At 44.6% G+C, this 24,080-nt stretch carries 26 protein-coding genes; 8 read left to right on the forward strand and 18 right to left on the reverse strand.

The window, feature by feature from the left end:
- Nucleotides 1–6: 6 nt before the first annotated feature.
- Nucleotides 7–960 (reverse strand): non-homologous end-joining DNA ligase, encoded by a 954-nt coding sequence (gene ligD, locus F0364_RS04250; RefSeq protein ID WP_153796512.1) that lies wholly within the window; start codon nt 958–960, stop codon nt 7–9.
- Nucleotides 961–977: 17 nt separating this feature from the next.
- The gene (gene ku / locus F0364_RS04255) at nt 978–1,754 is read right to left on the reverse strand and encodes a non-homologous end joining protein Ku (protein WP_153796513.1); all 777 of its coding nucleotides are present in this window, start codon (nt 1,752–1,754) and stop codon (nt 978–980) included.
- A gap of 279 nt (nt 1,755–2,033) precedes the next feature.
- Between ku and F0364_RS04260 the strand changes: the two genes are divergently transcribed.
- From F0364_RS04260 to F0364_RS04270, 3 genes are all read left to right on the forward strand, one after another.
- Entirely contained in the window at nt 2,034–2,531 is a 498-nt protein-coding gene (locus F0364_RS04260; protein ID WP_207632509.1) for a lipocalin family protein, read from the forward strand.
- 116 nt (nt 2,532–2,647) lie between these two features.
- Nucleotides 2,648–3,364, forward strand: coding sequence for a carboxypeptidase-like regulatory domain-containing protein (locus tag F0364_RS04265; RefSeq protein ID WP_153796515.1), 717 nt, complete (start codon nt 2,648–2,650; stop codon nt 3,362–3,364).
- Nucleotides 3,365–3,716: 352 nt separating this feature from the next.
- Entirely contained in the window at nt 3,717–4,310 is a 594-nt protein-coding gene (locus F0364_RS04270; RefSeq protein ID WP_153796516.1) for a hypothetical protein, read from the forward strand.
- Between the two features lie 14 nt (nt 4,311–4,324).
- On the opposite strand, the gene F0364_RS04275 is transcribed toward F0364_RS04270, so the two are convergent.
- Together F0364_RS04275 and F0364_RS04280 are read right to left on the reverse strand one after the other, a co-directional pair.
- Nucleotides 4,325–5,575: a metallophosphoesterase gene (locus tag F0364_RS04275; protein ID WP_153796517.1), complete on the reverse strand. Its 1,251-nt coding sequence runs from the start codon at nt 5,573–5,575 to the stop codon at nt 4,325–4,327.
- Nucleotides 5,576–5,947: 372 nt separating this feature from the next.
- Nucleotides 5,948–7,147 (reverse strand): aspartate aminotransferase family protein, encoded by a 1,200-nt coding sequence (locus F0364_RS04280; protein ID WP_153796518.1) that lies wholly within the window; start codon nt 7,145–7,147, stop codon nt 5,948–5,950.
- Nucleotides 7,148–7,466: 319 nt separating this feature from the next.
- Here F0364_RS04280 and F0364_RS04285 point away from each other — a divergent pair, with 319 nt between their 5' ends.
- Nucleotides 7,467–7,997, forward strand: a complete 531-nt coding sequence (locus F0364_RS04285; RefSeq protein ID WP_153796519.1) for a gamma carbonic anhydrase family protein — start codon at nt 7,467–7,469, stop codon at nt 7,995–7,997.
- A 443-nt stretch (nt 7,998–8,440) separates the two neighbouring features.
- Entirely contained in the window at nt 8,441–8,728 is a 288-nt protein-coding gene (locus F0364_RS04290; RefSeq protein WP_153796520.1) for a hypothetical protein, read from the forward strand.
- 2 nt (nt 8,729–8,730) lie between these two features.
- Here the strand turns inward: F0364_RS04290 and rsgA are convergent, their stop codons facing one another.
- Entirely contained in the window at nt 8,731–9,657 is a 927-nt protein-coding gene (rsgA, locus tag F0364_RS04295; RefSeq protein WP_153796521.1) for a ribosome small subunit-dependent GTPase A, read from the reverse strand.
- Nucleotides 9,658–10,010: 353 nt separating this feature from the next.
- Between rsgA and ligD (F0364_RS29130) the strand changes: the two genes are divergently transcribed.
- Both ligD (F0364_RS29130) and F0364_RS04305 read left to right on the forward strand, forming a co-directional pair.
- Nucleotides 10,011–11,744 carry a non-homologous end-joining DNA ligase gene (gene ligD / locus F0364_RS29130; protein WP_153796522.1) on the forward strand — a complete coding sequence of 578 codons (1,734 nt, stop codon included), beginning with the start codon at nt 10,011–10,013 and terminating at the stop codon, nt 11,742–11,744.
- A 286-nt stretch (nt 11,745–12,030) separates the two neighbouring features.
- The gene (locus F0364_RS04305) at nt 12,031–12,954 is read left to right on the forward strand and encodes a heme-dependent oxidative N-demethylase family protein (RefSeq protein ID WP_153796523.1); all 924 of its coding nucleotides are present in this window, start codon (nt 12,031–12,033) and stop codon (nt 12,952–12,954) included.
- A 364-nt stretch (nt 12,955–13,318) separates the two neighbouring features.
- Here the strand turns inward: F0364_RS04305 and F0364_RS04310 are convergent, their stop codons facing one another.
- Entirely contained in the window at nt 13,319–14,311 is a 993-nt protein-coding gene (locus F0364_RS04310; RefSeq protein WP_153796524.1) for a sugar phosphate nucleotidyltransferase, read from the reverse strand.
- A gap of 201 nt (nt 14,312–14,512) precedes the next feature.
- On the opposite strand from F0364_RS04310, the gene glyA reads away from it, so the two are divergent.
- Nucleotides 14,513–15,793: a serine hydroxymethyltransferase gene (glyA, locus tag F0364_RS04315; RefSeq protein ID WP_153796525.1), complete on the forward strand. Its 1,281-nt coding sequence runs from the start codon at nt 14,513–14,515 to the stop codon at nt 15,791–15,793.
- A gap of 151 nt (nt 15,794–15,944) precedes the next feature.
- Here the strand turns inward: glyA and F0364_RS04320 are convergent, their stop codons facing one another.
- The 12 genes from F0364_RS04320 to rplX all read right to left on the reverse strand — a co-directional run bounded on the left by F0364_RS04320 (nt 15,945) and on the right by rplX (nt 24,025).
- Nucleotides 15,945–17,180: a BaiN/RdsA family NAD(P)/FAD-dependent oxidoreductase gene (locus tag F0364_RS04320; RefSeq protein ID WP_153796526.1), complete on the reverse strand. Its 1,236-nt coding sequence runs from the start codon at nt 17,178–17,180 to the stop codon at nt 15,945–15,947.
- 136 nt (nt 17,181–17,316) lie between these two features.
- Nucleotides 17,317–18,147: a type I methionyl aminopeptidase gene (gene map / locus F0364_RS04325; RefSeq protein ID WP_153796596.1), complete on the reverse strand. Its 831-nt coding sequence runs from the start codon at nt 18,145–18,147 to the stop codon at nt 17,317–17,319.
- Between the two features lie 149 nt (nt 18,148–18,296).
- A complete protein-coding gene (secY, locus tag F0364_RS04330) occupies nt 18,297–19,643 on the reverse strand; it encodes a preprotein translocase subunit SecY (protein WP_153796527.1) in 1,347 nt (448 codons plus the stop codon).
- Between the two features lie 82 nt (nt 19,644–19,725).
- Nucleotides 19,726–20,175, reverse strand: a complete 450-nt coding sequence (gene rplO / locus F0364_RS04335) for a 50S ribosomal protein L15 (RefSeq protein ID WP_153796528.1) — start codon at nt 20,173–20,175, stop codon at nt 19,726–19,728.
- Nucleotides 20,176–20,284: 109 nt separating this feature from the next.
- Entirely contained in the window at nt 20,285–20,470 is a 186-nt protein-coding gene (gene rpmD, locus F0364_RS04340; RefSeq protein ID WP_153796529.1) for a 50S ribosomal protein L30, read from the reverse strand.
- Nucleotides 20,471–20,564: 94 nt separating this feature from the next.
- Nucleotides 20,565–21,086: a 30S ribosomal protein S5 gene (rpsE, locus tag F0364_RS04345; RefSeq protein ID WP_153796530.1), complete on the reverse strand. Its 522-nt coding sequence runs from the start codon at nt 21,084–21,086 to the stop codon at nt 20,565–20,567.
- Between the two features lie 63 nt (nt 21,087–21,149).
- Entirely contained in the window at nt 21,150–21,503 is a 354-nt protein-coding gene (gene rplR / locus F0364_RS04350; protein WP_153796531.1) for a 50S ribosomal protein L18, read from the reverse strand.
- Nucleotides 21,504–21,653: 150 nt separating this feature from the next.
- Nucleotides 21,654–22,208, reverse strand: coding sequence for a 50S ribosomal protein L6 (gene rplF, locus F0364_RS04355; RefSeq protein ID WP_153796532.1), 555 nt, complete (start codon nt 22,206–22,208; stop codon nt 21,654–21,656).
- Between the two features lie 110 nt (nt 22,209–22,318).
- The gene (gene rpsH / locus F0364_RS04360) at nt 22,319–22,717 is read right to left on the reverse strand and encodes a 30S ribosomal protein S8 (RefSeq protein WP_153796533.1); all 399 of its coding nucleotides are present in this window, start codon (nt 22,715–22,717) and stop codon (nt 22,319–22,321) included.
- A gap of 68 nt (nt 22,718–22,785) precedes the next feature.
- The gene (rpsN, locus tag F0364_RS04365) at nt 22,786–23,055 is read right to left on the reverse strand and encodes a 30S ribosomal protein S14 (protein ID WP_153796534.1); all 270 of its coding nucleotides are present in this window, start codon (nt 23,053–23,055) and stop codon (nt 22,786–22,788) included.
- A 56-nt stretch (nt 23,056–23,111) separates the two neighbouring features.
- Nucleotides 23,112–23,687 (reverse strand): 50S ribosomal protein L5, encoded by a 576-nt coding sequence (gene rplE, locus F0364_RS04370; protein ID WP_153796535.1) that lies wholly within the window; start codon nt 23,685–23,687, stop codon nt 23,112–23,114.
- Nucleotides 23,687–24,025, reverse strand: a complete 339-nt coding sequence (rplX, locus tag F0364_RS04375) for a 50S ribosomal protein L24 (RefSeq protein ID WP_153796536.1) — start codon at nt 24,023–24,025, stop codon at nt 23,687–23,689. The genes rplE and rplX overlap by 1 nt, the downstream gene beginning before the upstream one ends.
- Nucleotides 24,026–24,080: the final 55 nt, after the last annotated feature.

Below are 24,080 nucleotides of genomic sequence, written 5' to 3' on the forward strand. Positions count from 1 at the left end.
TATAAATTATGCGCCCAGGTTTTTAAGGCATTTGCGCATATCCACGCCTTTGCCAAGTACGGGTTTAAAGATATCTCCCTTTGCATCCAGCCTTTTAAAGATGGTTTGTATGGTAAATTTTGAAGGGTGTAAACCTTTTTTCAGTTCTTTCCATTCTAAAGGGGTGGATACGGTTGCACCAGGCCTGGGCCGAAGGCTGTATGCTGAAGCAAGTGTTTGTCCCTTACGGTTTTGCAGGTAATCTACGTATAATTTATTTTTAGGTCTTTTGCTCAAGGAACGCTCCGTGGTGGTTAGGTTGGGCAATAGTTCCACAGTAAGATGTGCTACCAGTTCCGCGAATGCCCGGGCATGGTCGTAGTCGTATTTAGCGCCCAACGGCACATATACATGCATACCGGATGCCCCGGATGTTTTTAGAAAAGCTGCGGCGCCGGCTTTGTCTAAAACAGTTTTAACGGCCTTCGCCACTTCTATCACGTCGTCAAAACTGTTCTTTTCAGAAGGGTCTATATCCATGATGATGTAATCGGGGTTGTCTAAACTTTTTGTCCTGGAGTTCCATGGGTTTATTTCAATACAGCCCAGGTTGGCCATGTAGATTAACGAGGCTTTGTTGTTGCAGAGAAAATAATCTATATGCTTGTTGGCGGATTCTGAGTAAAGCTCAATGGTATCTGCCCATTCCGGTGCTTCGCCCCGCATGTCTTTCTGAAAAAAGCCTTCATCCTTAATACCGTTGGGGTTACGCTTCATGGATTGTGGCCGGTCTTTAAGGTAGGGTATAATGTAACGGTATATTTTGCTGTAATAGTCAATCACATCTCCTTTGGTAATTTTCTCTTCTTCCCAATACAGTTTTTGAAGATTGGTAAGCTGTAACTTTTTACCTTCTATTGTTACAGCCTTGTCTTCTTTTTTAGCCGCCGGCTTACCGGTTTTTTTTATTGCTTTACTCATACTATTGGCAAGGTTTATCAGGAAGCTTTTTTCTGTTTTTTTGACAGGCTGGCTTTTAGCTGGCTCATCAGGTCGTCTGACTGACGGTGTACAACCTTCATAACCGGCTGTTTAACTGTTTTGCCCCGAGCTTTAGCCTTTATCAACTTCATCAGCTCGGCTGTGTAATTGTCTTTGTAGGCTTTAATGTCAAAAGTGGCTGTCATATTTTCAATAAGGGATAGCGCCATTTTTATTTCGTTAGGCTTAGCGCTGGTTTTTGCAGGAAGCTTAAGATTCGAAGCGTCTCTTATTTCTTCTTCAAAACGAATGGTATTTAATATAATAGCGTTGTCTTTAGCCTTTAATATTACCAGGTGTTCCCTGTTACGCAGCACAAAATTGCCCAGGCCGGCCATTCCGGATTTTCTCAGGGCTTCCCGCAATAACGCGTAGGCGCGGGTGCCACTTTTGTCCGGTTCAAGGTAGTAAGGCGTTTCAAAATATACACTGTCTATTTCCTGCAGTTTTACAAACTGGAAAATATCTATATTTTTGGTTTTTTCCGGGCTGGCTTTGGCAAAATCTTCCTCACCCAGTATTACATACTTGCCGTTTAAATCGTACGCTTTTACAATGTTGGCCCAGGCCACTTCTTTACCGGTACTCTCATTAACCCGCTTGAACTTAATGTGCGAATGGTCTTTCTTATCAAGCATATCCAGGTTAAGTTCGCTTGCCTCAACGGCACTGTACAATTTTACGGGAATATTAACCAGGCCAAAACAGATGGAGCCCGTCCAGATAGAGCGCATAGCTGAATAATTTATTTTGAACTGGTTTCAAAAGGCTTGCCAGATATGACAAGTACGAAAATTGAAGTACGAAGTACTTGTAATATGTAAGATGTAGGATGTACGGTGTACGATGATATAAAAATAAAACAAGCTGCCCCGCCATTTCCACTCACCGCTTGCGAAAGATGCGGGGAGGGTTAAATAATCCCGCCATTGCGCTCTCCTTTTCTAAAGCGGCTTCAATTAATGGTATTAGATTTGCGTATGTTACAACATACAATCCAGAAAAATACATTTATGAAAAAGATGCAATTATTACCTGCTGCCCTTTTAATGATGGTTGTTATCGCTATCAGTTCCTGTACCTCTCAAAGTAAAGTTGCCGGCCCATTGGGTACATCCGGCGATTTAAAGGGTACCTGGACATTAAATGATGTGGCTATTGATGGCGCCGACAAATCCAAAGTGAAAATAACCGTATTTGATGACGCCCTGCTATCCTGCTTTATCGGCAGCCAGTGGACGCTTATTCAAAATGGCAATGGCAGTTACACTATCCAGTCTTCTGAGCCTAACTGCAATGCTGGCGAACGTAAAATTTACTGGAGCCTGCAAACCATTAACAACGTTCGTTACTTCCAGTTTAAAAAGCTGTTTGAAGGAGAAAAACCGAAATCTGTTACAGACGGCTTCAGGCTGGAGTTAAAAGCGCTTAGCGCCAACGCCATGACGCTGCAATCTGCAGCTAACCTGGATGGGAAAACAATTTACCTTAACTACCAGTTTAGCAAATAAGCATTTTGTAACCTGTTTAACAATATTATCTATAAATAAGGCCGCCCTGCAACCACAGGGCGGTTTTATTTATGTAAAAGTGTTTTGTTTATACACAATGCCTTAAACTTGCTACCATGAAATTTTTATTCAGCGCATCATTATCCTGTATAATAAGTTTAGTTAGCCTGGCCCAGCGTACCAATGTACAAGGAGTTTTAAAAGACAGTGCAAGTTTTAACCCCATCAGTTTTGCCAACATTACCAATATAACTACCGGTAAAACGGTTATTACCAACCCACAGGGGCTGTTTAGCATAGAGGTAAAAGAATACGACATACTGTCCTTTTCTTATGTGGGATACCATTTTGATACCATTCATTACACCGGGGAATATCTTACACGGCAACCGCTGGTGCTAACTTTAAGCCCGCTGGTTAACACGCTGGATGCGGTTACCGTAACTACAAAAGGCTACAGCCGGTACCAGATTGACAGTATTGAACGCCGCAAAGAGTTTCTGGCTGCCGTAGGCTCTAATAAAATGCCGGCGGTAAGCGGCGCCAATTCTGGCGCGGGCATTGGCCTTAACCTTGACCGGTTTAAGAAAAAGGAAAAGAATAAGCGGCAGGCGTTTATCTTTTTTGACGAAAACGAACAGGAGCAATATATTAATTACCGCTTTTCCAACACGATTGTAAACAGGTACACCGGTTTACAGGGCGATTCTTTGCAATTATTTATGCAGAATTACCGGCCTGATTTTACCTGGCTGCGCCAAAATACTACGGAGGAAGATGTGAAATATTACATTAATGACAGGCTAAAGTCTTTTTTTAAAAGAGAGGATTAGTTTGCCCAAAACGAGCATTGCGCATTTCCTTACTAACATTAAACCTGCCTGTAAATCGCGATAGGTGTCGCCTTTGGGTGAGGGATTGTAGCGGTTACACCGCTGAGGCCTTCGCAGCCCGGGGTTGTGGCGGAGTAATAGCACAACCGAGAAAAGCAACCAAATGTTGCTTTGACGAAGGTTGCGAACGCAGTTCTGCCCGACCCAAGATACGAGGGGCACCCCCTGTCATATCTTTTCTTCAGCCGTAAGATGTGGCTTTACACCAATTCATGGCTTTTTATTTACAACTTGTACATTGTTGTGATTTTGCCAGCCTGCATGATTTTTTATTTCGTACAAAATAAAAATTATGAAAAAGATAGTTCCGTTTATGCTGGCATGTGCCTGGCTGGCGGCGTGCAGCGACAAAGATGTTAACCAGCCCAAACCTTCAAAACCCGGCCAGCCGGAAATGCTTTACACCGATTTGAAGGATAAAGAAGTAAAGAAAAATGGGGCGGTATTTATTGACGTTGACCAGGATGGCCTGAAAGACCTTTTCTTTAACACCATGCTGGTGGGCGATGCCCTTAACAAGCTGGATAAACTACAGTTTTTTGTACTATCCCTGGAAAACCGCCACCTGCTTAGCAGCCTGGATGACAGGACGCCGGTGTATAAAAAAGGGGACGCTATTTCTCTTGCTAACAACAATGGCTATTACTGGAACCATGTGTTGCAACTGGTGCTTGCTCAAAAAAACACGGGTATTGCCGGGCCACCCTACTGGATTGGCGACTGGAAGAATGCTTCACACAAATTTATTGCATTACAGGTAGATAGGGGCGGAAAGCGTTATGGCGGCTGGATAGAAATTTCTTTTGACACAGCAAACGAAAAAATTATACTGTACCGTTGCGCCATTAGCAAAGATGCCGGTAAAAATGTGGTGGCAGGCCAGTAGTTAAGTTTTGCTCTCTAAGCTTTTTGTAATGTTATTACTGTAATCTCGGGAAAAATGCCCACCCGGCCGGGAAAGCCTATGTAACCAAAGCCACGGTTTACATAAATGCATTGATCGTTTTTATGGTACGTGCCCGCCCACTGGTTATATACGTATTGGGCGGGGCTCCATCTAAAGCCTGGTATCTCTACCCCAAACTGGGTGCCATGTGTATGGCCGGATAAGGTAAGGTGTATATGGCCGGGATGCTCGAGTACCTGTGCTTCCCAATGGGTGGGGTCGTGGCTCAGCAACAGCTTAAAGTTATTGTCGGGCACGCCCTGCATGGCCTTATTAAGGTCGCCGTATTGTGTAAATTTTTTCCCCCAGTTTTCAACGCCAACCAGCGAAATAGATTCGTTACCACGGGTGAGTAGCAGGTTTTCGTTAAGCATGAGCTTAAAACCAAGCTCACCGTGAATTTCCTTTAGCCTTTTCAGGTTGGCAGCCTTAGCTTCGGCGCTGGGCCACTCGCTGTAATCGCCGTAATCGTGGTTGCCCAATATAGAAAATTTGCCCATGGGGGCTTTCAGGCGGGAGAAAATATCCACCCAACCTTCCATTTCGTCAGAGCTGTTGTTTACCAGGTCGCCGGTAAAAAAAATAATATCGCTGTTTTGTTTATTGGCTAGCTCGATGCCTTTTAATACCGCATGGTGGCTGTCAAAGCTCCCTACATGAATATCCGAAAGCTGTGTAATGGTAAGGCCGTTAAATGCGTCGGGCAAATCTTTAAACGGCAGGGTAATGCGGTGCACGGTAAAATCGTACTTGCCTTTAATCATGCCGTAAATGGTGCCGGCAAAAGGTATGGCGCCTACCCCCAAAGCCAGCCGGCTTATAAATTTGCGGCGGCTATCAAATACAGGTTTGTCGCCAGCTTCCTTTTTGTTAAAAAGGCGGCTTATACCGGTTACTGCTGCTTTTATTAAACGCCAGGCATCTTCGGCCAGCAAAAAAGGCAGTATAAAAACCTTGGGCGCCAGGCTCAGCACCATAAGCCCTATTATCCAGCCTATTACATGGCGGGGCGTACTTCTTATAGAGTCGGTAAATATAAACCACAGCAGTATGGCGGCAAGTAAAATATCAAACAGCCAATACAGCCACAGCAGGCGTTTGCGCCAGGGGTCTTTCATACCCCTCAACGCCGTTTTTACAGCCTGAAAAACATAAATGTCTGCAATTATCCAAAGCGTAGTAATAATCAGGAACCGGTTTCCCATACCAATGAAAATACAGATTTAAAGATTAGCAAATGCAACTGGCACAAATCTTAACAGTTGGCAAGCAGTAAATGTTTACATCGCCTCATAAGGGCAAGTGGGTAGTGGCAGTAGAAGGGCACATACACCATACATCGTACACCTTAAATCGTACACCTTACATCGTACATCTTACATTGTACACCTTACATCGTACATCTTACATATTTTAGTACTTCGTACTTGCTTTTGGGGGTGCCCCCAAGCTATCGCAAGGGGTCGGGCTTTCCGCTCATACTCCGGCACATAACCCTGGCTGCGAGGGCTTCACCGGGGTAACCGCTTCAATCCCTCACCCGGTGGTGACGCCTGCTGCGTTGCGTACAACAAGGCTCAATTTGCAAATGCTTCATCAATACTTTTTAGCAGCAAGTCGCATGCTTGCAACAGTTGTTCTTCAGAAATAACCAACGGCGGGGCAACCCGCAGGCAATGCGGCGCAAACAAAAACCAGTCAGTTATCAGGCCATTGGCAATACAGCGCTGTACTACGCGTTGATTCTCTTCAAAGCTTTCAAAACCAACCGCCGCCCACAAGCCGGCCGTACGTATAAAACTGGTATGCTGGTGTTTAAGCTTTTCCCGCATTATCTGCTCTTTGCGCCTCACATCGTCTATACAACCGCTTTCCAAAAGTACTTCCAGCGCTGCCATGCCCGCGGCGCAGGAAACCGGGTGCCCGCCAAAAGTAGTAATGTGGCCCAGCACCGGGTCATGGGTAAGCTGGTTCATTAAATGGCTATCAGCAATAAAAGCGCCCAGGGGCATGCCGCCACCCAGGGCTTTGCCCAGCAGCAGTATATCCGGCACTATATCAAACTGCTCAAAAGCCCAAAGGCTGCCGGTGCGGCCAAAGCCGGCCTGTATTTCATCCAGCACCAGCAGGCTGCCTGTAGCGCTGCACTTTTTTCTCAGGGCCTGCAGCCATGTTTTTCCAGGCGCATTTACACCGCTTTCTGCCTGAACAGTTTCGGCTATTACACAGGCGGTTTTACTATCTATCGCATCCAGGGCATCCTGGCTGTCGTAGTCAAAATGATAAACTTCCGGCAGCAGCGGCCTGAAAGCATTGCGCCAGTATTCGCCGCCCATTACACTAAGGGCCCCCTGTGTGCTGCCATGGTAGCTGTTATTAAAAGCAATGATTTTAGGCCGGCCGGTAACCCGTTTGGCCAGCTTCATGGCGCCTTCTGTAGCTTCTGTGCCGCTGTTGGTAAAGTAAACGGAGTTGAGGCTTTCCGGCAGCAACGATGCCAGTTGCCGGGCGTACTGCACCTGCGGGTGTTCAATAAACTCACCATAAACAATCAGGTGCATATAAGCGGCGGCCTGTTCCTGCACTGCTTTTACCACTTTAGGGTGGCTGTGGCCAATATTGCAAACGCTAAAACCAGATATAAGGTCTATATATGCTTTGCCGTTAATATCGTATTGGTAGATGCCCTCTGCCCGTAAAATCTCAAGACCGATGGGCGATGGTGAAGTTTGACCTACATGATTGAAAAACAACTGCCTGTTAGAAAGATGTTGCATCTTTTTATGTTTCTTCCGTTCAAAAGACTGAAATTTGAATAGCCCACCCGAAAAGGGAAATCAACAGTTTTTTTAGCAATAAGCAAAACGGAAAAATGTATCATCCCGGTAAAGTTGCCCATAACCATACGTTACACATGGCTGCGGGGTGCTGGTTAGGTTGCTGCTGCGCAATGTGATGCAGTACAAGAGTGCGACGCAACAACAGCCCAATAGCAGTATCGTGAGCCGGGATCATACATTTCCTTCATTTTGCTTACTGCGGCCATTTTTCTTTAATATCGGATGGCTTTTACAAAACAGCAAAAATCTAACTTTTATGGCACTAATTCATCCCGTGTTGGGAAAACACCCGCAATTTGGTAAAAACTGCTTCCTGGCGCCCAATGCCACCGTTGTTGGCGATGTGATTATGGGCGATGATTGCAGCATTTGGTTTAACGCCGTGGTGAGGGGCGACGTGAATTACATACGCATCGGCAATAAGGTAAACGTACAGGATGGGGCTATTATACATTGCACCTACCAGAAAAACGCTACTGAGATTGGCAACAACGTTTCCATTGGCCATAATGCACTGATACACGGGTGCAAACTGTATGATAACGTATTGATTGGCATGGGCTCTATCATTATGGACAGGGTAGAGGTTCACAGTAATTCCATTATTGCGGCCGGGGCGGTGGTGCTGGAAGGAACAATTGTTGAAACCGGCAGTATTTATGCGGGGGTGCCTGCCAAAAAGGTAAAAGACATACCCAAAGAAGCCACCCATGCCGAAATAGAACGCATTGCCAACAACTATGTAAAATATTTTTCGTGGTTTTCTGAAATTAATGCAGCGAAATAAAACCCGCTGTTGTCTTGAACCTTCAAAGGATGGTTCCTGTTATCTACAATCGAAACTAACTGCTTATTCTTTTTTTATAAAATGATAATACCCTTAACAAGAACCATCCTTTTAATTGGCTTCATCTTTGCATTAAATTCCTGCCGCGTGAAGAAAGGTTGCCCAAGTAACGGTGCAAACGTAGGAGCCGAAAGAATACTAAGCGGAGACCCCCAGGCTGAAAAAGCGATAAAAAAAGGTAAGAAGTTTAAACAGGGCAAGTTTTAATTGGCTGATCTGCATTGGCGAGACGCATTCCCGGAAAATTCTCAACCTTACTAACTGTTTTCAAGATTTTATTGACGGCTTAAATACAGCATATTTTGTATTACCCCCGGCTAACCTAAGGCGGTAAACATAGAAAAGGAAAATTAATACATCACATAAAAGAGGAGGGGGCGTTTATGAAAACAGTACCAAATTTACCTAACAACCCGGGAGAGACTTCCGTTATTGACGAAAACGGCAGCCTTCAGAAGTTTTATTCACTTACACATGAATTAAGTAAAAGCCGCCATGTACGCTTTACCGGAAAAACCGATGAAGCGGATAATATTGCCTGGCGCTTTAAGTATCGTGGCCGTGAGCTAACCTTGCAGTACAGTATTTACAATGGCGTTACACTGCAGCCTGTTAACAGCAAAGATTCCGGCACGGCTTACGAGCTGGCCGTAAAGCTTAAAAGCAAATAGGCTTAATAGTCTTTTTCGTTAATGGATTCCAGTATGTTGTAGTAACTAACGTAGCGCTCCATGCTTACCTTACCGTCTTCGATTGCTTCTTTTATTGCACAGCCGGGTTCGTTTATATGTAAACAGTTGTTGTACCGGCAGCCATTCAGCAGTTCCCTCATTTCAGGAAAATAGTGGGATAGTTCCTGCCTGGGTATATCCACTATGCCAAATTCCCTTATGCCCGGTGTATCTATAATTCTCCCTCCAAACGGCAGGTCGAACATTTCAGCAAAAGTGGTGGTATGCATACCCTTGCCGCTCCAATCACTTACCTCGTTGGTACGCAGGTTTAGTTCGGGAAAAATCATGTTAATGAAAGAAGATTTGCCCACGCCGCTATGGCCGCTTAACAAGGTGGTTTTATCCTTCAATATGTTTTTCAGTTCATCCACACCCTGGCCCGCCTGCATGCTGGTAAGCAAAACGGTATAGCCGGCGGCGCTGTATATCTTCTTCAATTCCTCAAATTTATCCAGCTCCTTTTTGCGGTATATATCTGCCTTGTTAAATACAATAATCGCCGGCACATGAAAGGCTTCAGCAGATACCAAAAACCTGTCAATAAAGCCCTGAGATGTTTTGGGATCTTTCAGCGTGGCGAAAAGCAGGGTTTGGTCAAGGTTGCTGGCAACAATATGGTGCTGATTTTTATTATGGGGAGATTGGCGGGCAATATAATTGTGCCGTTGCGTAATGCCAGTTATAGTAGCGGTATTTTCTGTTTCATTTTCATCTACGGCTTCAATTTCATCACCAACGGCAATGGGGTTAGTAGAGGTAATGTCCTCAATTTTAAATACGCCTTTAATACGGGCATTTAAAAACCGGCCATCTTCTGCTTTAATGCTGTACCAGCTACCGGTAGATTTATAAACAAAAGCTTTCATGCCAGGCGAAGATATTCAGAGGCATTCAATTAACAGCAATAATTAGAAGATGCCCTGAACAAAGTGAGAAAGCTGGGTGTACGGCAAATCAGCGCAACATGGATCTCAAGCCTACGATAGCGCCTAAATATGATTATTTTTTGATTAGAGATGGATAGATTTTAAGGAACATGATGCTGCAAACTAAGAAGCAACACTTAGCACGGTAGCGTTTATTCAATTTTACCACGCCAGGTGCAGCAGCCAGAGGCTAAGGTGGCCAAATCGTGTAAAAAAATCAACAACCTCCCTAAAACAGGTTTATTGTTTGTGTTGGTGAGAATTTTGCGTATCCTATTTCAAATGCTGTAGTTATGAGTTTGTCTGGTTACAAAAAGAAAAGAAGTTTTAACTCAACGCCGGAGCCCACCGGCGGCAAGGGTGATGGTACGCACCTTGTTTTTGTGGTGCAGAAGCATGACGCTACAAGGTTACATTACGACTTTAGGCTGGAAATGAATGGCGTGCTGAAAAGCTGGGCCGTTCCCAAAGGGCCATCTACTGACCCATCTGTTAAAAGGCTTGCTATGATGGTAGAAGACCACCCTTACGATTATAAAAACTTTGAGGGCATTATACCAAAAGGCAACTATGGCGCAGGCACTGTAATTGTTTGGGATGAAGGCGTATACGAACCACTGGAGCCCGCAGCCACTAAAAAAGAAAACGAAAAATTGCTGCTGAAAGAGTTAAAAGCGGGTTCGGTTAAGATAAGGATGCTTGGCAAAAAATTGAAAGGGGAATATGCATTGGTACGCACAAAAGGAGGCGAAGAAAATGCCTGGCTATTAATTAAGCACCGTGATAAATATGCTACAACCACTGACATTACCAAAAAAGACAAGTCTGGTGTTTCTGGAAAAACGCTGGCAAAAGTAGAAGCCACATCAACAAATATTTATGGCCAAAAAACTATAGAGCCCGGTACAACAACAAAGGATAAAAAAACACCTGCCAAAAAAACAGCCAAAAAAGCCGCGGCCAAAAAGGCGGTAAAAAAAAAGTCCGCCCCGGTAAAAAAGTTGCCCACTAAAGTAACCGGCGCCGTGAGATCTGCATTTCCTAAAACGGTTGCCCCCATGTTGGCCACGCTTGTTGACAAGCCTTTTGATGAGCCCGGATGGTTATATGAAATTAAACTGGATGGCTACCGGTGTATAGCCCTTTGTAACAAGGGTAAAGTGCAGTTGCTTTCCAGGAACAATAAATCTTTCAACGAAAAGTTTTACCCCATTCACGAAGCTTTGCAAAACTGGGGCGTCAATGCGGTGGTAGACGGAGAAATAGCAGTTCTGAATAACGCCGGCATAACAAACTTTGGTTCCCTGCAAAACTGGCGCAGTCAGGCTGACGGAGAATTGCTGTACTATGTTTTTGACCTGCTTTGGCTGGATGGCTATAGCTTAATGAAACTGCCACTTAACAAAAGAAGGGAACTGCTGCAACAGTTGCTACCCCTGCAAGGCCCTATACGCATGAGCGAAAACTTTGAAACAAACGCTACTGATTTTTTAAAAGCCGCCGGCAAAATGGGCCTGGAGGGCATCATTGCCAAACGGGCAGACAGCTTATACACGCCAGGCATACGCAGCAACGATTGGCTAAAGATAAAGACCCACAAACGTCACGAAGTGGTGATAGGTGGCTATACCCAAAATGCTGGTTCATCTAAAGCTTTTAGCTCTTTGCTGGTGGGTGTGTTTAAACGCAAAAAGCTGGTTTATACCGGCAAGATAGGCACCGGCTTTTCTGACAAACAACAAAAAGAAATGCTGGCCAGGTTTAAACCATTAATTGTATCCAAACCGCCTTTTGCAGAAGAGCCTGATATAAACAAACCGTCCCGCTTTCGGCCAAACCCTCCCCAGGCCAGCGTTACCTGGTTAAAACCGCAATTAATATGCGAAGTAAGCTATGCTGAAATAACCGCCGATGGCGTAATGCGCCACCCATCCTTTGAAGGCATGCGGGAAGACAAAAAACCTTCGGAAGTAAAAGAAGAAAAGGCTATTAAGACAGAGAAATTGGTGGCCAGTAAAAAGCGGTAAATATTAAAGCGAATTTTTATGGGCCCGGCAGGACTGCTGCTATGGAGCGTCCCTTGCGTCGCACTCTTGTACGTTCAGAACATTTTTCATCCTTTTTCCTTCTCCTTCAGGAGAAGGTGCCCAAAGGGCGGATGAGGCTCTATTCACCAATTGCCTTAGTGATACCCCTTGGCAAAGTGAACGGTTAAGCCAACCCACAGTGCAAAATCTTCGCCTGATTACCGTATTTTAGAGGATGCCTGTTACCAGGCGTTTTCAGAAGCTTGCCTGCTAAAAGACATTGCGCATGAAATACCTGCCTTTTCTTACAGGAACCTACAGCACTGCCCCAGGCCTTTGGCCAATAGCCAGGCAAACCGACTTTGATAAATTGATATTTCAAATAACGGACGACTATATAAACTACCTGCAAAACAAAACAGATTGCCGCAAGGAAAATATGGGTAAATATTACTGCGAGGAAAGACTACTGCCATCAACCAGCAGAGCGGTAAACCATTACATAGCTGCGCAGTTGCAGCAAGAGTACCCGCACTACTTCGAATTTTCTGAAAACGGCAGCTACTGCACATTCATAAACCTGCAAACCCGGCAAGTGCTGCGCTGGCACAAAGAAAGCAATGAGCTTTCCGGCCCGGGCTACCTTTCTGTATTTGATGCCCTTTGCTGCCAGGTGCAGGAAGATTTCGCTATTTGCCAGTTGCAGGAGGATGATGACTGGATGGCGGCCATTCACCTGTGTGCACCCAACCATTGGGGGGCGGAAGACAAAACAGGCAAAAATTTTAACGCAGTGCATGCGCCTGTTCCGGGCATGGAAAAAACACAGGCCCATCACTCTAAAATGTTACAATCCATAGTTCACAAAGGGCCTTTTACCCGTTTTGCATGGGGCATTGCTACAGACAACCGCCTAAACCACCATCCCCAACCGCCACCCGGTATTGATGCAGATTGGTGGCAAGGCAGAAAGATAGATGCGCATGCTCAACTCTATATACGTACCGAAAGGCAAAACCTGGTGGGTTTCCCTGAAACCAATGCATTTCTCTTTACCATACGCACCTACTTTTATCCAGTGGCCCTGTTGGAAAACCATGAAAAAAGAGCCTTATGGTCAGCGGTAAGAAGTATGTCGCCACAGTCGTTGCTTTACAAAGGTCTTACCGAAGCCACCGGCTTTTTGGCAGAGAAATTATTTGATGAGTAAATAAAGGCTGTAGGTTATTGGTTTGCGCAATTGGATAGTGGGGAACGGCGAAGGTAAGCATTAAGCTTTGCTGTTCATTTCGTCACGTAAACCTGGGCTAATCGTGCATCACAAGCCGGCCTTCCCTTATTCAACGTTGCTTGTTCCTTGTTTAATATTCTCTGCCCGGGGTCTGAGAAGCGGCCCAATGAACCGTACGAAGAAGGATTGATGATACACTGTTCTTTCACTGAAAGACTAATGAATAGCAAAATCATATTTTCAACGAAGATGCCATAGTGCAATGTTGTTGGTATCAACAAAATAAGCGAACGGTATTAGTAAATAGCGTGTAAAAAATCATACATCGCTACACCGCAGTCAGTTAACCAAAATCAATCTCTGTATTGTCCCCGATATTAAGGCTGCGGCTGAGGCCTTTAACGCTGGCATCGCTGCCTATGAGGGAATTGTCCAGTACCACTTCAAACAGGTTGGTGTAAGAGCCTATAATACTGTCTCGCACAATGGAATACTGTATGGTAGTATTGGCGCCAATGGCCACATGCGGCCCAATAATGGCATTTTTTAATACGCATCCTGCTCCTATGCTAACGGGTGGGATGATAATGGAGTTTTCGGACTGAAGGTTTTCGTGAATCTGGCCACCAAACTTTTTCAACAGTGTAGCATTACTCTCCAGCAGGGTCTCCTTTTTACCACAGTCAAACCAGTTCTTTACCTTGAACGATTTAAACCTGGCGCCACGCTTTATCATGCAATCCAGCGCATCGGTAAGGTTGTATTCGCCATAGCTTTTAATATTCTGCGAAAACAGGTGGTGCAGGCATTCGTACAAGAAATGCGTTTCACGAATTTTATACAAACCCACCAATGCCATGTTGCTTTTTGGAATGGCAGGCTTTTCAACCACATGTTCTATAAAATTATCCGCATTAAGTTCAGCTACCCCAAAGCTGCGGGGGTCGTCCACCTTTTTAATGCCCAGCATGCTGTAAGGGCTTTCCAATACTTCCTTAATGTCAAATTCGCAAATGGTATCGCCCAGCACAACAAAAACCTCGTCATCGCCCACAATGCTCTTGGTAAGCTCTATTGCATGGCCTGTGCCCTGCCGCTCGTTCTGGTAAACAAAATGGCAGGTAAGGTGTGGATAGGTCTGTTTTACATATTCCTGTATCTTTTCGCCCAGGTAACCAACAATAAAAATGAATTCATTTAAGCCAGCACCATGCAACTGGTCAACAATAAAACTAAGGATGGTTTTGCCGGCAATGGGTATCAATGCCTTTGGCTGTGTGTACGTATGAGGCCTTAATTTGGCGCCTGCACCGGCAACCGGTATAATTACTTTCATGGAGGTTATTCGTTCTTTAATGTACCCTGCGCTCTATGTCAATTCTACACTTTAAAAGACGGCGTGAAATTAGGGAAATATCTTTTCCGTGCAAGTTTTGCCCGTATTAATTAAATGCATAGCGCCATCCGGCACAAAACATGGCCTATTCGTTTGCCCTCTGCGCCCGAACAACTATTTTTGCGGCAAATTTTACAAACGATGCAAAGAGACACGTTGGTTTTCGATATCATCCGTAAAGAACTGGAACGTCAGCGCCACGGAATAGAGCTGATTGCTTCAGAAAACTTTACCAGCCTGCAGGTGATGCAGGCTATGGGCAACGTAATGACGAACAAATATGCAGAGGGTTACCCCGGGCGGCGTTATTACGGAGGATGCGAAATTGTTGACCAGACGGAACAGCTTGCCATTGACCGCTTAAAGCAAATTTTTAACCTGGAATATGCCAACGTGCAGCCCCACAGCGGTGCACAGGCCAATGCCGCCGTTTGCCTGGCGGTATTACAGGCCGGCGATGATATTCTTGGCCTTGACCTTAGCATGGGCGGCCACCTTACCCACGGGTCTGCTGTAAATTTTAGCGGCAAACTGTACAAACCGCATTTTTATGGTGTTATTAGAGAAACCGGCTATGTAGATTATGAAATGCTGGAAGCGAAAGCCCGTGAGGTAAAACCCAAAATGATCATTTGCGGGGCCAGTGCTTACAGCCGCGACTGGGATTATGCCCGCATACGCAAAGTAGCCGATGAAGTGGGCGCCCTGGTAATGGCCGACATAGCACACCCGGCCGGCCTTATTGCCAAAGGTTTGCTGAACGACCCGTTTGACCATTGCCATTTTGTTACCTCTACCACCCACAAAACCTTACGTGGTCCCCGCGGCGGCATTATTATGATGCGCAAAGATTTTGAAAACCCGTTTGGGCTGACCGATACCAAGGGCAACATTCGTATGATGAGTAACCTGCTGGATATGGCTGTTTTCCCCGGTATACAGGGTGGCCCGCTGGAGCATGTAATTGCCGCTAAAGCCATTGCTTTTGGCGAAATTCTCAGTGAAGAATATACTGTTTACGCCAAACAGGTTATCAGCAATGCGCAGGCCATGGCCAAAGCTTTTGTAGAAAAAGACTACCATATCATCAGCAATGGTACAGACAACCACCTGATGCTGATTGACCTGCGGAACAAAAACATTAGCGGCAAAAAGGCAGAACAGGTATTGGGTGTAGCTGATATTACGGCCAACAAAAACATGGTGCCGTTTGATGACAAAAGCGCTTTTGTTACCAGCGGCGTACGCTTTGGCGTGGCGGCCCTTACCACCCGCGGCATGAAGGAAAACGACATGCAGTTTGTGGTAAACGCTATTGATACTTCTTTGATGAACGCCGGAGACGAAGCCATATTAAAGAAAGTAAAGCAACAGGTAAATGAATACATGGCGCAGTTTCCGCTGTACCCTGAAATGGATTAATTTATCTCTTACATAAAACAGCCTGTATTCATGTGCATGAATACAGGCTGTTTTATTTTGGGGACGTACAGTACTGCTACTATGAAGCTTCGTTGTGTCACTCACTTGTACGCCTTGTTCGCTATTCAGCAATGGCATTCCCTACCGGCTTCTACTTATTCAACGAAACAGCAGCTATATCCTTTGCCGCAATCCATCCACTCGTCCATGCATGCTGAAAATTAAAGCCCCCGGTAATACCATCCACATCCATTATTTCACCGGCAAAATACAGGTTGGGCTGTAGTTTGCTCTTCATGATGTTGGCATCTATTTCCTGTAAACTAATACCGCCGCAGGTTACAAATTCCTCCTTAAAAGTTGTTTTGCCGCTTACTTTGAACTCTTTTGCAGTCAATTGCTTAATTAACAGGTTTTGCTGCGCTGAAGCTATGTCGGCCCAACGGGTTTCTTCCTTTATGCCAGCCTGTCCCAATAAGTATAACCACAGGCGCACAGGTAAGCCAAACGGATTTTTGTGGCCAGCTTTCTGGCCGGCCAGTTGTTGCCGTAAATGTATCCATTCTTCCCGCAGGCTGTTTTCGTTATAGGCAGGCAGCCAGTTAACGATAGCAGTAAACTGGTAGTTTAAATCAGCCAGTTGCCTGGCGCCCCATGCAGACAGGCGCAGAATGGCAGGACCGCTCATTCCCCAATGGGTTATTAGTAGTGGTGCTGTTTCTGATAATTTGGTACCGGCAATTTTTACTGTTGCATTCTCTACACTAATGCCCATTAATTCTGTAATGTTATTTCCGGGCATGTTAAAGGTAAACAGCGATGGTACCGGCGGGCTGATGGTATGGCCTGTTTGTTTAAGCCAGCCAAACTGCTGAAGCTTAGGAAAACCGCCGCTTGCGATACAAAGAAAATCTGTTTCCAGTTGTTCCCTTCCGGTAATAGAGAGTTTCCATTTACTGCCGGTTAACTGCAGGTGTTCTACCGGCGAGTTCAGCAAAATTTCTACCTGGTATTTATTGGCTTCCCTTAGCAGGCAATCAATAATAGTTTGAGAGTTATCAGTAACGGGAAACATTCTGCCGTCAGCTTCAGTTTTCAGGTTCACCCCTTTTTCCTTAAACCATGTAACCGTATCGTTGGTATTAAACCAATGGAAGGCTTTTTTAAGAAAATTCTGGCCGCGGGGATAGCGCTTTACCAGTTCGGGAATTTCAAAACAGGCATGGGTGGTGTTACAACGGCCGCCGCCACTAACTTTTACCTTAGAGAGCAGCTTATTGCTTTTTTCAAGTATCGTAACCTTTAGCAACGGGTTAAGCCTTGCGGCATTTACCGCACAGAAAAAACCTGCGGCGCCGCCGCCAATAACAGTTAACCGTTGCTGCATAATAGTGGAGAATAAATAACAGGCTTATTGTAAAGCTGGATAATACCCGCTTAAAAGACGCCATGAAAAACCAGGCGTACAAGTGAGTGACACAACGATGCTTAATTGAAAAACCTTCAGCCCGTTCCCAAAAAATTTATACCGCCAATGCTTTTTCGCTCACCAGTTCATAAGAGGTATTGAGATTGGGATTTGTTTTTTCCGCAGCCTCAATAATGCTGAAATCTGAAAGGATAAGCGCTTTATTGCGCTTGATGCATACGTTGTGCTCAAAGTGAACGGAAGGCTTGCCGTCCCGGGTTCTTACCGTCCAGTCATCATCTTCGGTGTACACATCTTTGGTGCCCATGTTAATCATGGGTTCAATGGCAAGTACAGCGTTTTCCTTAAGTTTGGGGCCGGTACCACGCTTACCGAAATTAGGCACCTGCGGGTCTTCGTGCATGCTCCGGCCGAGGCCGTGGCCCACAAGCTCCCTGACAACTCCGTAACCATGCTTTCGCTCAGTATAATCCTGTATGGCAAAAGCTATATCGCCAACGCGGTTGCCTACAATTGCCTTTTCTATACCCTTGTATAACGACTCTTTGGTAACTCTTACCAACTTTAAAACAGCCTCGCTTACTTCGCCAAGAATAAATGTGTAGGCATGCTCGCCAACATAACCATTCTTTGTTATGCCAAGGTCTATAGAAACCACATCACCATCTTTCAATTCCCTGTTATTGGGAAAGCCATGTACCACAACATCGTTTACCGAAGCGCAAATATTGAAAGGATAGCCACGGTAATTATAGAAAACGGGAATACCCTTGTTGTCGAATATCATGGTTTTGCAAAGCTGGTCAATTTGCAAGGTAGTCATGCCGGGCTTTAGAATTTTAGCCACTTCTGCCAGTATAGCGCTAACGAGGCTGGCATTCTGCTTCATAATAGCTATTTCAGCTTCTGTTTTGTAGATAATCATACCGTTAATTCTCCTGCTCATTAAATGCCGCGGCCTATAAAGCCGCTATAGTTGAGTTATAAAAAAACCTGCCAGGGTTGCCCGGCAGGTTGTATATTATTTGTGTTGCGTAATCTGATAAGGCTGCAATACCCCGCTTATTGCTATGCTTAGTAGCTGGCCTGGGTAACTGTTTGCCTGCCCTGTACACGGCCACCTTTCATAAGGCCATCGTACTGGCGCATTAACAGGTGTGTTTCAATTTGCTGCAGTGTATCAAGAATAACACCTACCATAATCAGTAAAGATGTGCCACCAAAGAATGTACTGAAAGCCTGTGTTACATCAAGCCTTTGTGCAAAACCAGGCAGGATACCTACCAGCGCAAGAAATACGGCGCCCGGCAAAGTAATCTTATCCATGATGGCGCCAATGTAATCGGCTGTTGGCTGCCCTGGCTTAACGCCGGGTATAAACCCGTTGTTGCGTTTAAGATCTTCACTCATTTGCTTGGGGTTGAATATTAACGCAGTGTACAGGAAGGTAAACCCTATTACCATAACCGCGTAAATAACCATGTACCAGGCATTGCTGTGATCTGAAAATATTTTGTTGATACCTTTTGCTGAATCAAGATTAGTAAACGAAACCAATGTTGGCAGGAACATGATAGCCTGTGCAAAGATGATGGGCATTACACCGGCGCTGTTAACCTTTAACGGCAAAAACTGCCTTGCGCCACCAAACTGCCGGTTACCGATAATTTGCTTGGCATAGTTAACAGGTATTTTTCTTACACCCTGTACTAGGATAATAAGCCCCATTATGATGGCGATAAGAACCGCTATTTCTATGAGGAAAATCAAAAGACCACCACCACCACGAACCTGCTTTGCGCTGAACTCCTGAATAATGGCTTGTGGCAGACGGGCCAGGATACCTACCATGATGATGATAGATGTGCCATTGCCCAAGCCTTTGTCCTGTATTTTTTCACCCAGCCACATAACGAATAAGGTGCCGGCTGTTAATACGATGATAGTTGATGCAAAGAAATATGGCTGATAGGCAGGTATTAAAGCTTCCCTGTAACCGGGGCTTTGCAAGTAGGCCACATAAGCACCGGCTTGGAAAAGAGTTACGATTACGGTAAGATACCTCGTCCACTGGTTGATTTTTTTACGGCCGCTATCACCTTCTTTTTGAATCTTCTGCAATTGGGGTACCAGTATGGTCATTAACTGCATAAAGATAGAGGCGGAGATATAAGGCATAATGCCGAGGGCAAGGATAGAAGCCTGTGAGAAGGCACCACCCGCGAATGTATCGAACAAGCCAAGCAAGCCATTTTTACTGGCCTGCGACGCGGCGGATTCGATCTTATTAGGGTCAATGCCTGGCAATACAATGTGGGTGCCAAACCTGTACACCAACACAAAGCCCAGGGTTACGATAATTTTATTGCGTAGCTCCTCTATGCTCCAGATATTCTTTAAAGTCTGTATGAACTTTTTCACAAAAAACTGAGGTTAAAAAGTGATAGGCGTTAACACCAAAAAGACGCACCGGTAAGATGCGTCTACAAATGTCGTAAAATTTTTATTGCAAAACTTCAATACTTCCGCCGGAAGCTTCAATGGCAGATTTTGCTTTTTCGCTAACCGCATTCACTTTGAAGGCAAGTTTGGTTTTTAGTTCACCGTTACCCAACAATTTTACTTTGTCTGAACGGCTTATTAAACCATTAATGTATAAGTTTTCAACAGTAAATTCAGTAAATCCGTATTTCTCGATAAGTTGCTCTACCTGTCCCAGGTTAAACACTTTAAATTCAACCCTGTTGTTATTTTTAAAACCACGTTTGGGTATACGGCGCTGTATAGGCATCTGGCCACCTTCATGCGCATTTTTGCGCTGGTAACCGGCACGGCTTTGGCCACCTTTGTTACCTTTTGTTGATGTACCACCTTTACCGCTTGCTTCACCACGGCCTAATCTTTTCTCTTTGTGTGTAGAACCTTCAGCAGGTTTTAAATTGTGCAGTTTCATTTTTTTTTGATTTTTTACTCAACGGGGAATCGCCCCTCGCTTGTTTAATTTGATAATGTACCAATCTGCTGATCTTACTAATGCCTTCATCAGCATATCAGCAAATGGGCTAATCAGCTAATTGCTCAACTTTAACCAGGTGGTGTACTTTCTCAACCATGCCCAGTATCTGGGGGGTAGCTTCAACTTCCTTGGAAGCGTTCAGCTTGGTTAAGCCCAAAGCTCTCAAAGTAAGTTTCTGGCGCTCTGGCCTGTCAATACCACTTTTTACCTGGGTAATTTTAATCTTTGCCATAATAAATTCGTTTGGAAGTCATGGAGTCATTCATTTATTAGTCACTAAAGTTTTACCTTTTTGACTATTTGTCTATCTGACTCACTGACTTGATTTATCCTTGAAATACTTTGGTTAATTTAAGATTGCGGTTCTTGGCCACTTCTACCGGCTCACGCAACAAGGTTAAAGCTTTAATGGTTGCTTTTACCACGTTGTGCGGGTTAGCAGAACCAAGGCTCTTTGCCAGTACGTCTGTAACGCCAGCGCTTTCAAGAACGGCACGCATGCTGCCCCCGGCAATTACACCTGCACCATGGGCTGCTGGTTTAATCAGCACTTTGGCAGCGCCTTCTTTGGCAAACTGGTCGTGAGGAATAGTTCCATGCATTACCGGTACTTTCAGCAAATTCTTTTTCGCGTCTTCAATACCTTTTGTAATGGCTTCCTGTACTTCTTTCGCCTTACCCAAACCCTGGCCTACAACACCATTCTCATTGCCAACTACCACCAAAGCTGAGAAACTGAATGTACGGCCACCTTTTGTTGTTTTTACAACACGGTTAATGGCAACTACTTTTTCTTTCAGTTCCATTTCGCCGCCTGGCTTTACTTTATTTGCGATTACTTTAGACATCTCTTAGTTTGTAGTTTATCGTTTATGGCCTGTTGTTATACAAGCCGCTTAACTTTTACTTTTTTAGAATTGAAGGCCGCCTTCCCTTGCGCCATCAGCAATTGCCTTTACACGGCCATGGTACAGGTAACCACCGCGGTCAAAAACAACTGCAGTAATTCCAAGCTCCTGGGCTTTACGTGCTATGGCAGAACCTACCAGTTTGCTTTTTTCTGTCTTATTAGCTTTCTGCGCTTTGATATCTTTATCATTAGATGACGCGGAGGCCAGGGTTTTTCCGGCAACATCATCAATCAATTGAGCATAGATATCAGCGTTGCTGCGAAAAACAGACAACCTGGGCTTAGCTGCAACACCAGAAATCTTCTTGCGGATGTTATAGCGTATTTTTTGTCTTCTTAGAACTTTAGCGTCCATCTTGTTGTATTTTATACCTTCCGATTCTGCCGGAAGGTTAATTATTCCAGATTATTGATTAGTTACAAAGTCATTTGCCACACAGTAACTAAGGAATATCCTTCTTTACTTAATGTCTCATTGACTTTATGTCTTTCCGTCTTACTGATCTTACTTACCAGCAGCCTTACCAGCTTTACGACGGATAACTTCACCCACGTATTTAACACCTTTTCCTTTGTAAGGCTCAGGCTTACGCAGGCTGCGCAATTTAGCTGATACCTGTCCTAGTAATTGTTTATCAATTCCTTCCAGGCTTATTTTGGGGTTCTGCCCTTTTTCTGTAATGGTAGTAACCTTTAATTCTTTAGGAACTTCAAAAACGATGTTATGAGAATAGCCTAAAGAAAGATCCAGTACATTACCCTGGTTAGAGGCTTTGTAACCTACACCTACCAACTCGAGGTCTTTCTTATAACCTTCTGTAACACCTTTTACCAGGTTAGCTATCAAAGCACGGTACAAACCATGCATCGCACGGTGACGTATCTGGTCTGTAGGGCGTGTAATCAATACTTCACCATCCTTAACTTCAACAGTAATATCCCTGTCAATTGTTTCTTTTAATTCACCTTTAGGGCCTTTAACGCTAACAACATTGTCTTTGCTAACGGCAACGGTTACACCACCGGGAACTTTTACAGGAGCTTTACCTATACGGGACATATCAAAAAATTTATAGTTTATAGTTTAGTTTGCTGTTACAGCCGGTCAGCCTGGTATAGGTTCGGCTTAATGTACTGTAACAGTTATCCTGCCAGCTTATGGCTTAAGGATTAATAAATGTAGCACAATACTTCGCCACCTACATTCTCACTCTTCGCCTGCTTATCGGTCATAACGCCTTTGGAAGTGCTAAGTATAGCAACACCCAAACCATTAATTACCCTTTTAAAATCGGCAGGTTTAGCATACTGGCGAAGGCCGGGACGGCTGATTCTTTCCAGTGAGCGTATAGCCGGCTGTTTTGTTTGCGGGTTATACTTAAGGGCTATTTTTATTAACCCCTGTTTGCTGTCGTCCTCAAATTTGTATTTCAGGATGTACCCCTGCTCGTACAGAATTTCAGTGATACGCTTCTTTAAATTTGAAGCAGGTATTTCCACTATCCTGTGACCAGCAAGTTGTGCGTTACGAATCCTCGTCAGGAAGTCTGCTATAGGATCAGTTACCATGTGTATTTAAGTTGTACTGTTCTAAATGATATTTCTACAATTAACGGCCCTGGGCCGCTGCCGGTATTTTACCAGCTTGCTTTCTTCACACCAGGAATTTTGCCATCCAGCGCCATATCGCGGAAAATTACCCTTGACATACCAAAGTACCTGATATATCCCCTGGGGCGGCCGGTTAACTGGCAACGGTTTTTTAAACGAACGGGCGAAGCATTACGTGGCAATGCATCCAGCGCCGCATAATCACCCGCAGCTTTTAAAGCCGCACGTTTTTCAGCAAATTTGGCTACCAGCGCTTCACGCTTTCTTTGCCTGGCTTTTATTGATTCTTTTGCCATAGTTTGTCGTAAAATTTCAGGTTTTCAGGCACAACCCAAGGGTGCACCCTGTTTATTTATTGATTGTCCTTCTTAATGTTTTTGAAAGGCAGTCCCAGTTCCTTCAGTAACTCGTAGGCTTCCTCGTTGGTGCCGGCAGTAGTTACAAAAGTGATATCCATACCGGTAATCTTGTTCACCTTGTCAATATCAATTTCAGGAAAAATAATCTGTTCAGTTACACCCAGCGTATAGTTGCCACGGCCATCAAATGCTTTATCGCTGATACCTTTAAAGTCACGTACACGGGGTAACGCTACAGAAATCAACCTGTCAAGAAATTCATACATCTTCTCGCCGCGCAGTGTTACACGTGCCCCTATCGGCATGCCTTTACGCAGCTTAAAGTTGGATATATCTTTTTTGCTCAACGTAGGCACAGCTTTCTGACCTGTAATGGTAGTAAGCTCTTCAACAGCAACTTCTACCAGTTTCTTGTCTGATACAGCGCCGTTAACGCCACGGTTGATACAAATTTTTTCCAGTTTCGGAGTTTGCATTACACTCTTGTAAGCAAACTTTTTAACCAATGCAGGTACAACTTCTTTTTTGTACTTATCTGCCAGTCTCGGAGTGTATGTTGCGGTGCTCATTATTTAACTGCCTCCCCGGATTTTTTAAATACACGAACTAATTTTCCGTTTTCCCTGGTGCGTTTAATCTTAGCAGGCGCACCGGTTTTAGCATCCCAAAGCATAACATTGCTGATGTGGATGGGAGCTTCCTTTTTTACAATACCGCCCTTGGTATTCTGGGCAGATGGCTTAGTGTGCTTGGTTACAATGTTTACACCTTCTACAACCACACGGCCTTTGTCAACGATAACCTGCAGCACAGTGCGTGGCTTCTTAACATCCTTGTCGTCGCCGGCAATCACTACTACCGAATCGCCTTTTTTGATATTGTATTTAGGTTTAAATCTGTTGCTCATTATATAATTTTTATGAAGTCAACTTTATATCTTTTTTCAACTTCCGTTGTGTCAC

The organism is Foetidibacter luteolus, from assembly GCF_009650435.1.
Classification (GTDB): Bacteria; Bacteroidota; Bacteroidia; order Chitinophagales; family Chitinophagaceae; genus Foetidibacter; species Foetidibacter luteolus.

Bases quoted from the DNA above. Each gene is read 5' to 3' on its own strand.
- ligD (WP_153796512.1), bottom strand. From the start codon at position 960: ATGAGTAAAGCAATAAAAAAAACCGGTAAGCCGGCGGCTAAAAAAGAA.
- ku (WP_153796513.1), bottom strand. From the start codon at position 1,754: ATGCGCTCTATCTGGACGGGCTCCATCTGTTTTGGCCTGGTTAATATT.
- F0364_RS04260 (WP_207632509.1), top strand. From the start codon at position 2,034: ATGAAAAAGATGCAATTATTACCTGCTGCCCTTTTAATGATGGTTGTT.
- F0364_RS04265 (WP_153796515.1), top strand. From the start codon at position 2,648: ATGAAATTTTTATTCAGCGCATCATTATCCTGTATAATAAGTTTAGTT.
- F0364_RS04270 (WP_153796516.1), top strand. From the start codon at position 3,717: ATGAAAAAGATAGTTCCGTTTATGCTGGCATGTGCCTGGCTGGCGGCG.
- F0364_RS04275 (WP_153796517.1), bottom strand. From the start codon at position 5,575: ATGGGAAACCGGTTCCTGATTATTACTACGCTTTGGATAATTGCAGAC.
- F0364_RS04280 (WP_153796518.1), bottom strand. From the start codon at position 7,147: ATGCAACATCTTTCTAACAGGCAGTTGTTTTTCAATCATGTAGGTCAA.
- F0364_RS04285 (WP_153796519.1), top strand. From the start codon at position 7,467: ATGGCACTAATTCATCCCGTGTTGGGAAAACACCCGCAATTTGGTAAA.
- F0364_RS04290 (WP_153796520.1), top strand. From the start codon at position 8,441: ATGAAAACAGTACCAAATTTACCTAACAACCCGGGAGAGACTTCCGTT.
- rsgA (WP_153796521.1), bottom strand. From the start codon at position 9,657: ATGAAAGCTTTTGTTTATAAATCTACCGGTAGCTGGTACAGCATTAAA.
- ligD (WP_153796522.1), top strand. From the start codon at position 10,011: ATGAGTTTGTCTGGTTACAAAAAGAAAAGAAGTTTTAACTCAACGCCG.
- F0364_RS04305 (WP_153796523.1), top strand. From the start codon at position 12,031: ATGAAATACCTGCCTTTTCTTACAGGAACCTACAGCACTGCCCCAGGC.
- F0364_RS04310 (WP_153796524.1), bottom strand. From the start codon at position 14,311: ATGAAAGTAATTATACCGGTTGCCGGTGCAGGCGCCAAATTAAGGCCT.
- glyA (WP_153796525.1), top strand. From the start codon at position 14,513: ATGCAAAGAGACACGTTGGTTTTCGATATCATCCGTAAAGAACTGGAA.
- F0364_RS04320 (WP_153796526.1), bottom strand. From the start codon at position 17,180: ATGCAGCAACGGTTAACTGTTATTGGCGGCGGCGCCGCAGGTTTTTTC.
- map (WP_153796596.1), bottom strand. From the start codon at position 18,147: ATGATTATCTACAAAACAGAAGCTGAAATAGCTATTATGAAGCAGAAT.
- rplO (WP_153796528.1), bottom strand. From the start codon at position 20,175: ATGAAACTGCACAATTTAAAACCTGCTGAAGGTTCTACACACAAAGAG.
- rpmD (WP_153796529.1), bottom strand. From the start codon at position 20,470: ATGGCAAAGATTAAAATTACCCAGGTAAAAAGTGGTATTGACAGGCCA.
- rpsE (WP_153796530.1), bottom strand. From the start codon at position 21,086: ATGTCTAAAGTAATCGCAAATAAAGTAAAGCCAGGCGGCGAAATGGAA.
- rplR (WP_153796531.1), bottom strand. From the start codon at position 21,503: ATGGACGCTAAAGTTCTAAGAAGACAAAAAATACGCTATAACATCCGC.
- rplF (WP_153796532.1), bottom strand. From the start codon at position 22,208: ATGTCCCGTATAGGTAAAGCTCCTGTAAAAGTTCCCGGTGGTGTAACC.
- rpsH (WP_153796533.1), bottom strand. From the start codon at position 22,717: ATGGTAACTGATCCTATAGCAGACTTCCTGACGAGGATTCGTAACGCA.
- rpsN (WP_153796534.1), bottom strand. From the start codon at position 23,055: ATGGCAAAAGAATCAATAAAAGCCAGGCAAAGAAAGCGTGAAGCGCTG.
- rplE (WP_153796535.1), bottom strand. From the start codon at position 23,687: ATGAGCACCGCAACATACACTCCGAGACTGGCAGATAAGTACAAAAAA.
- rplX (WP_153796536.1), bottom strand. From the start codon at position 24,025: ATGAGCAACAGATTTAAACCTAAATACAATATCAAAAAAGGCGATTCG.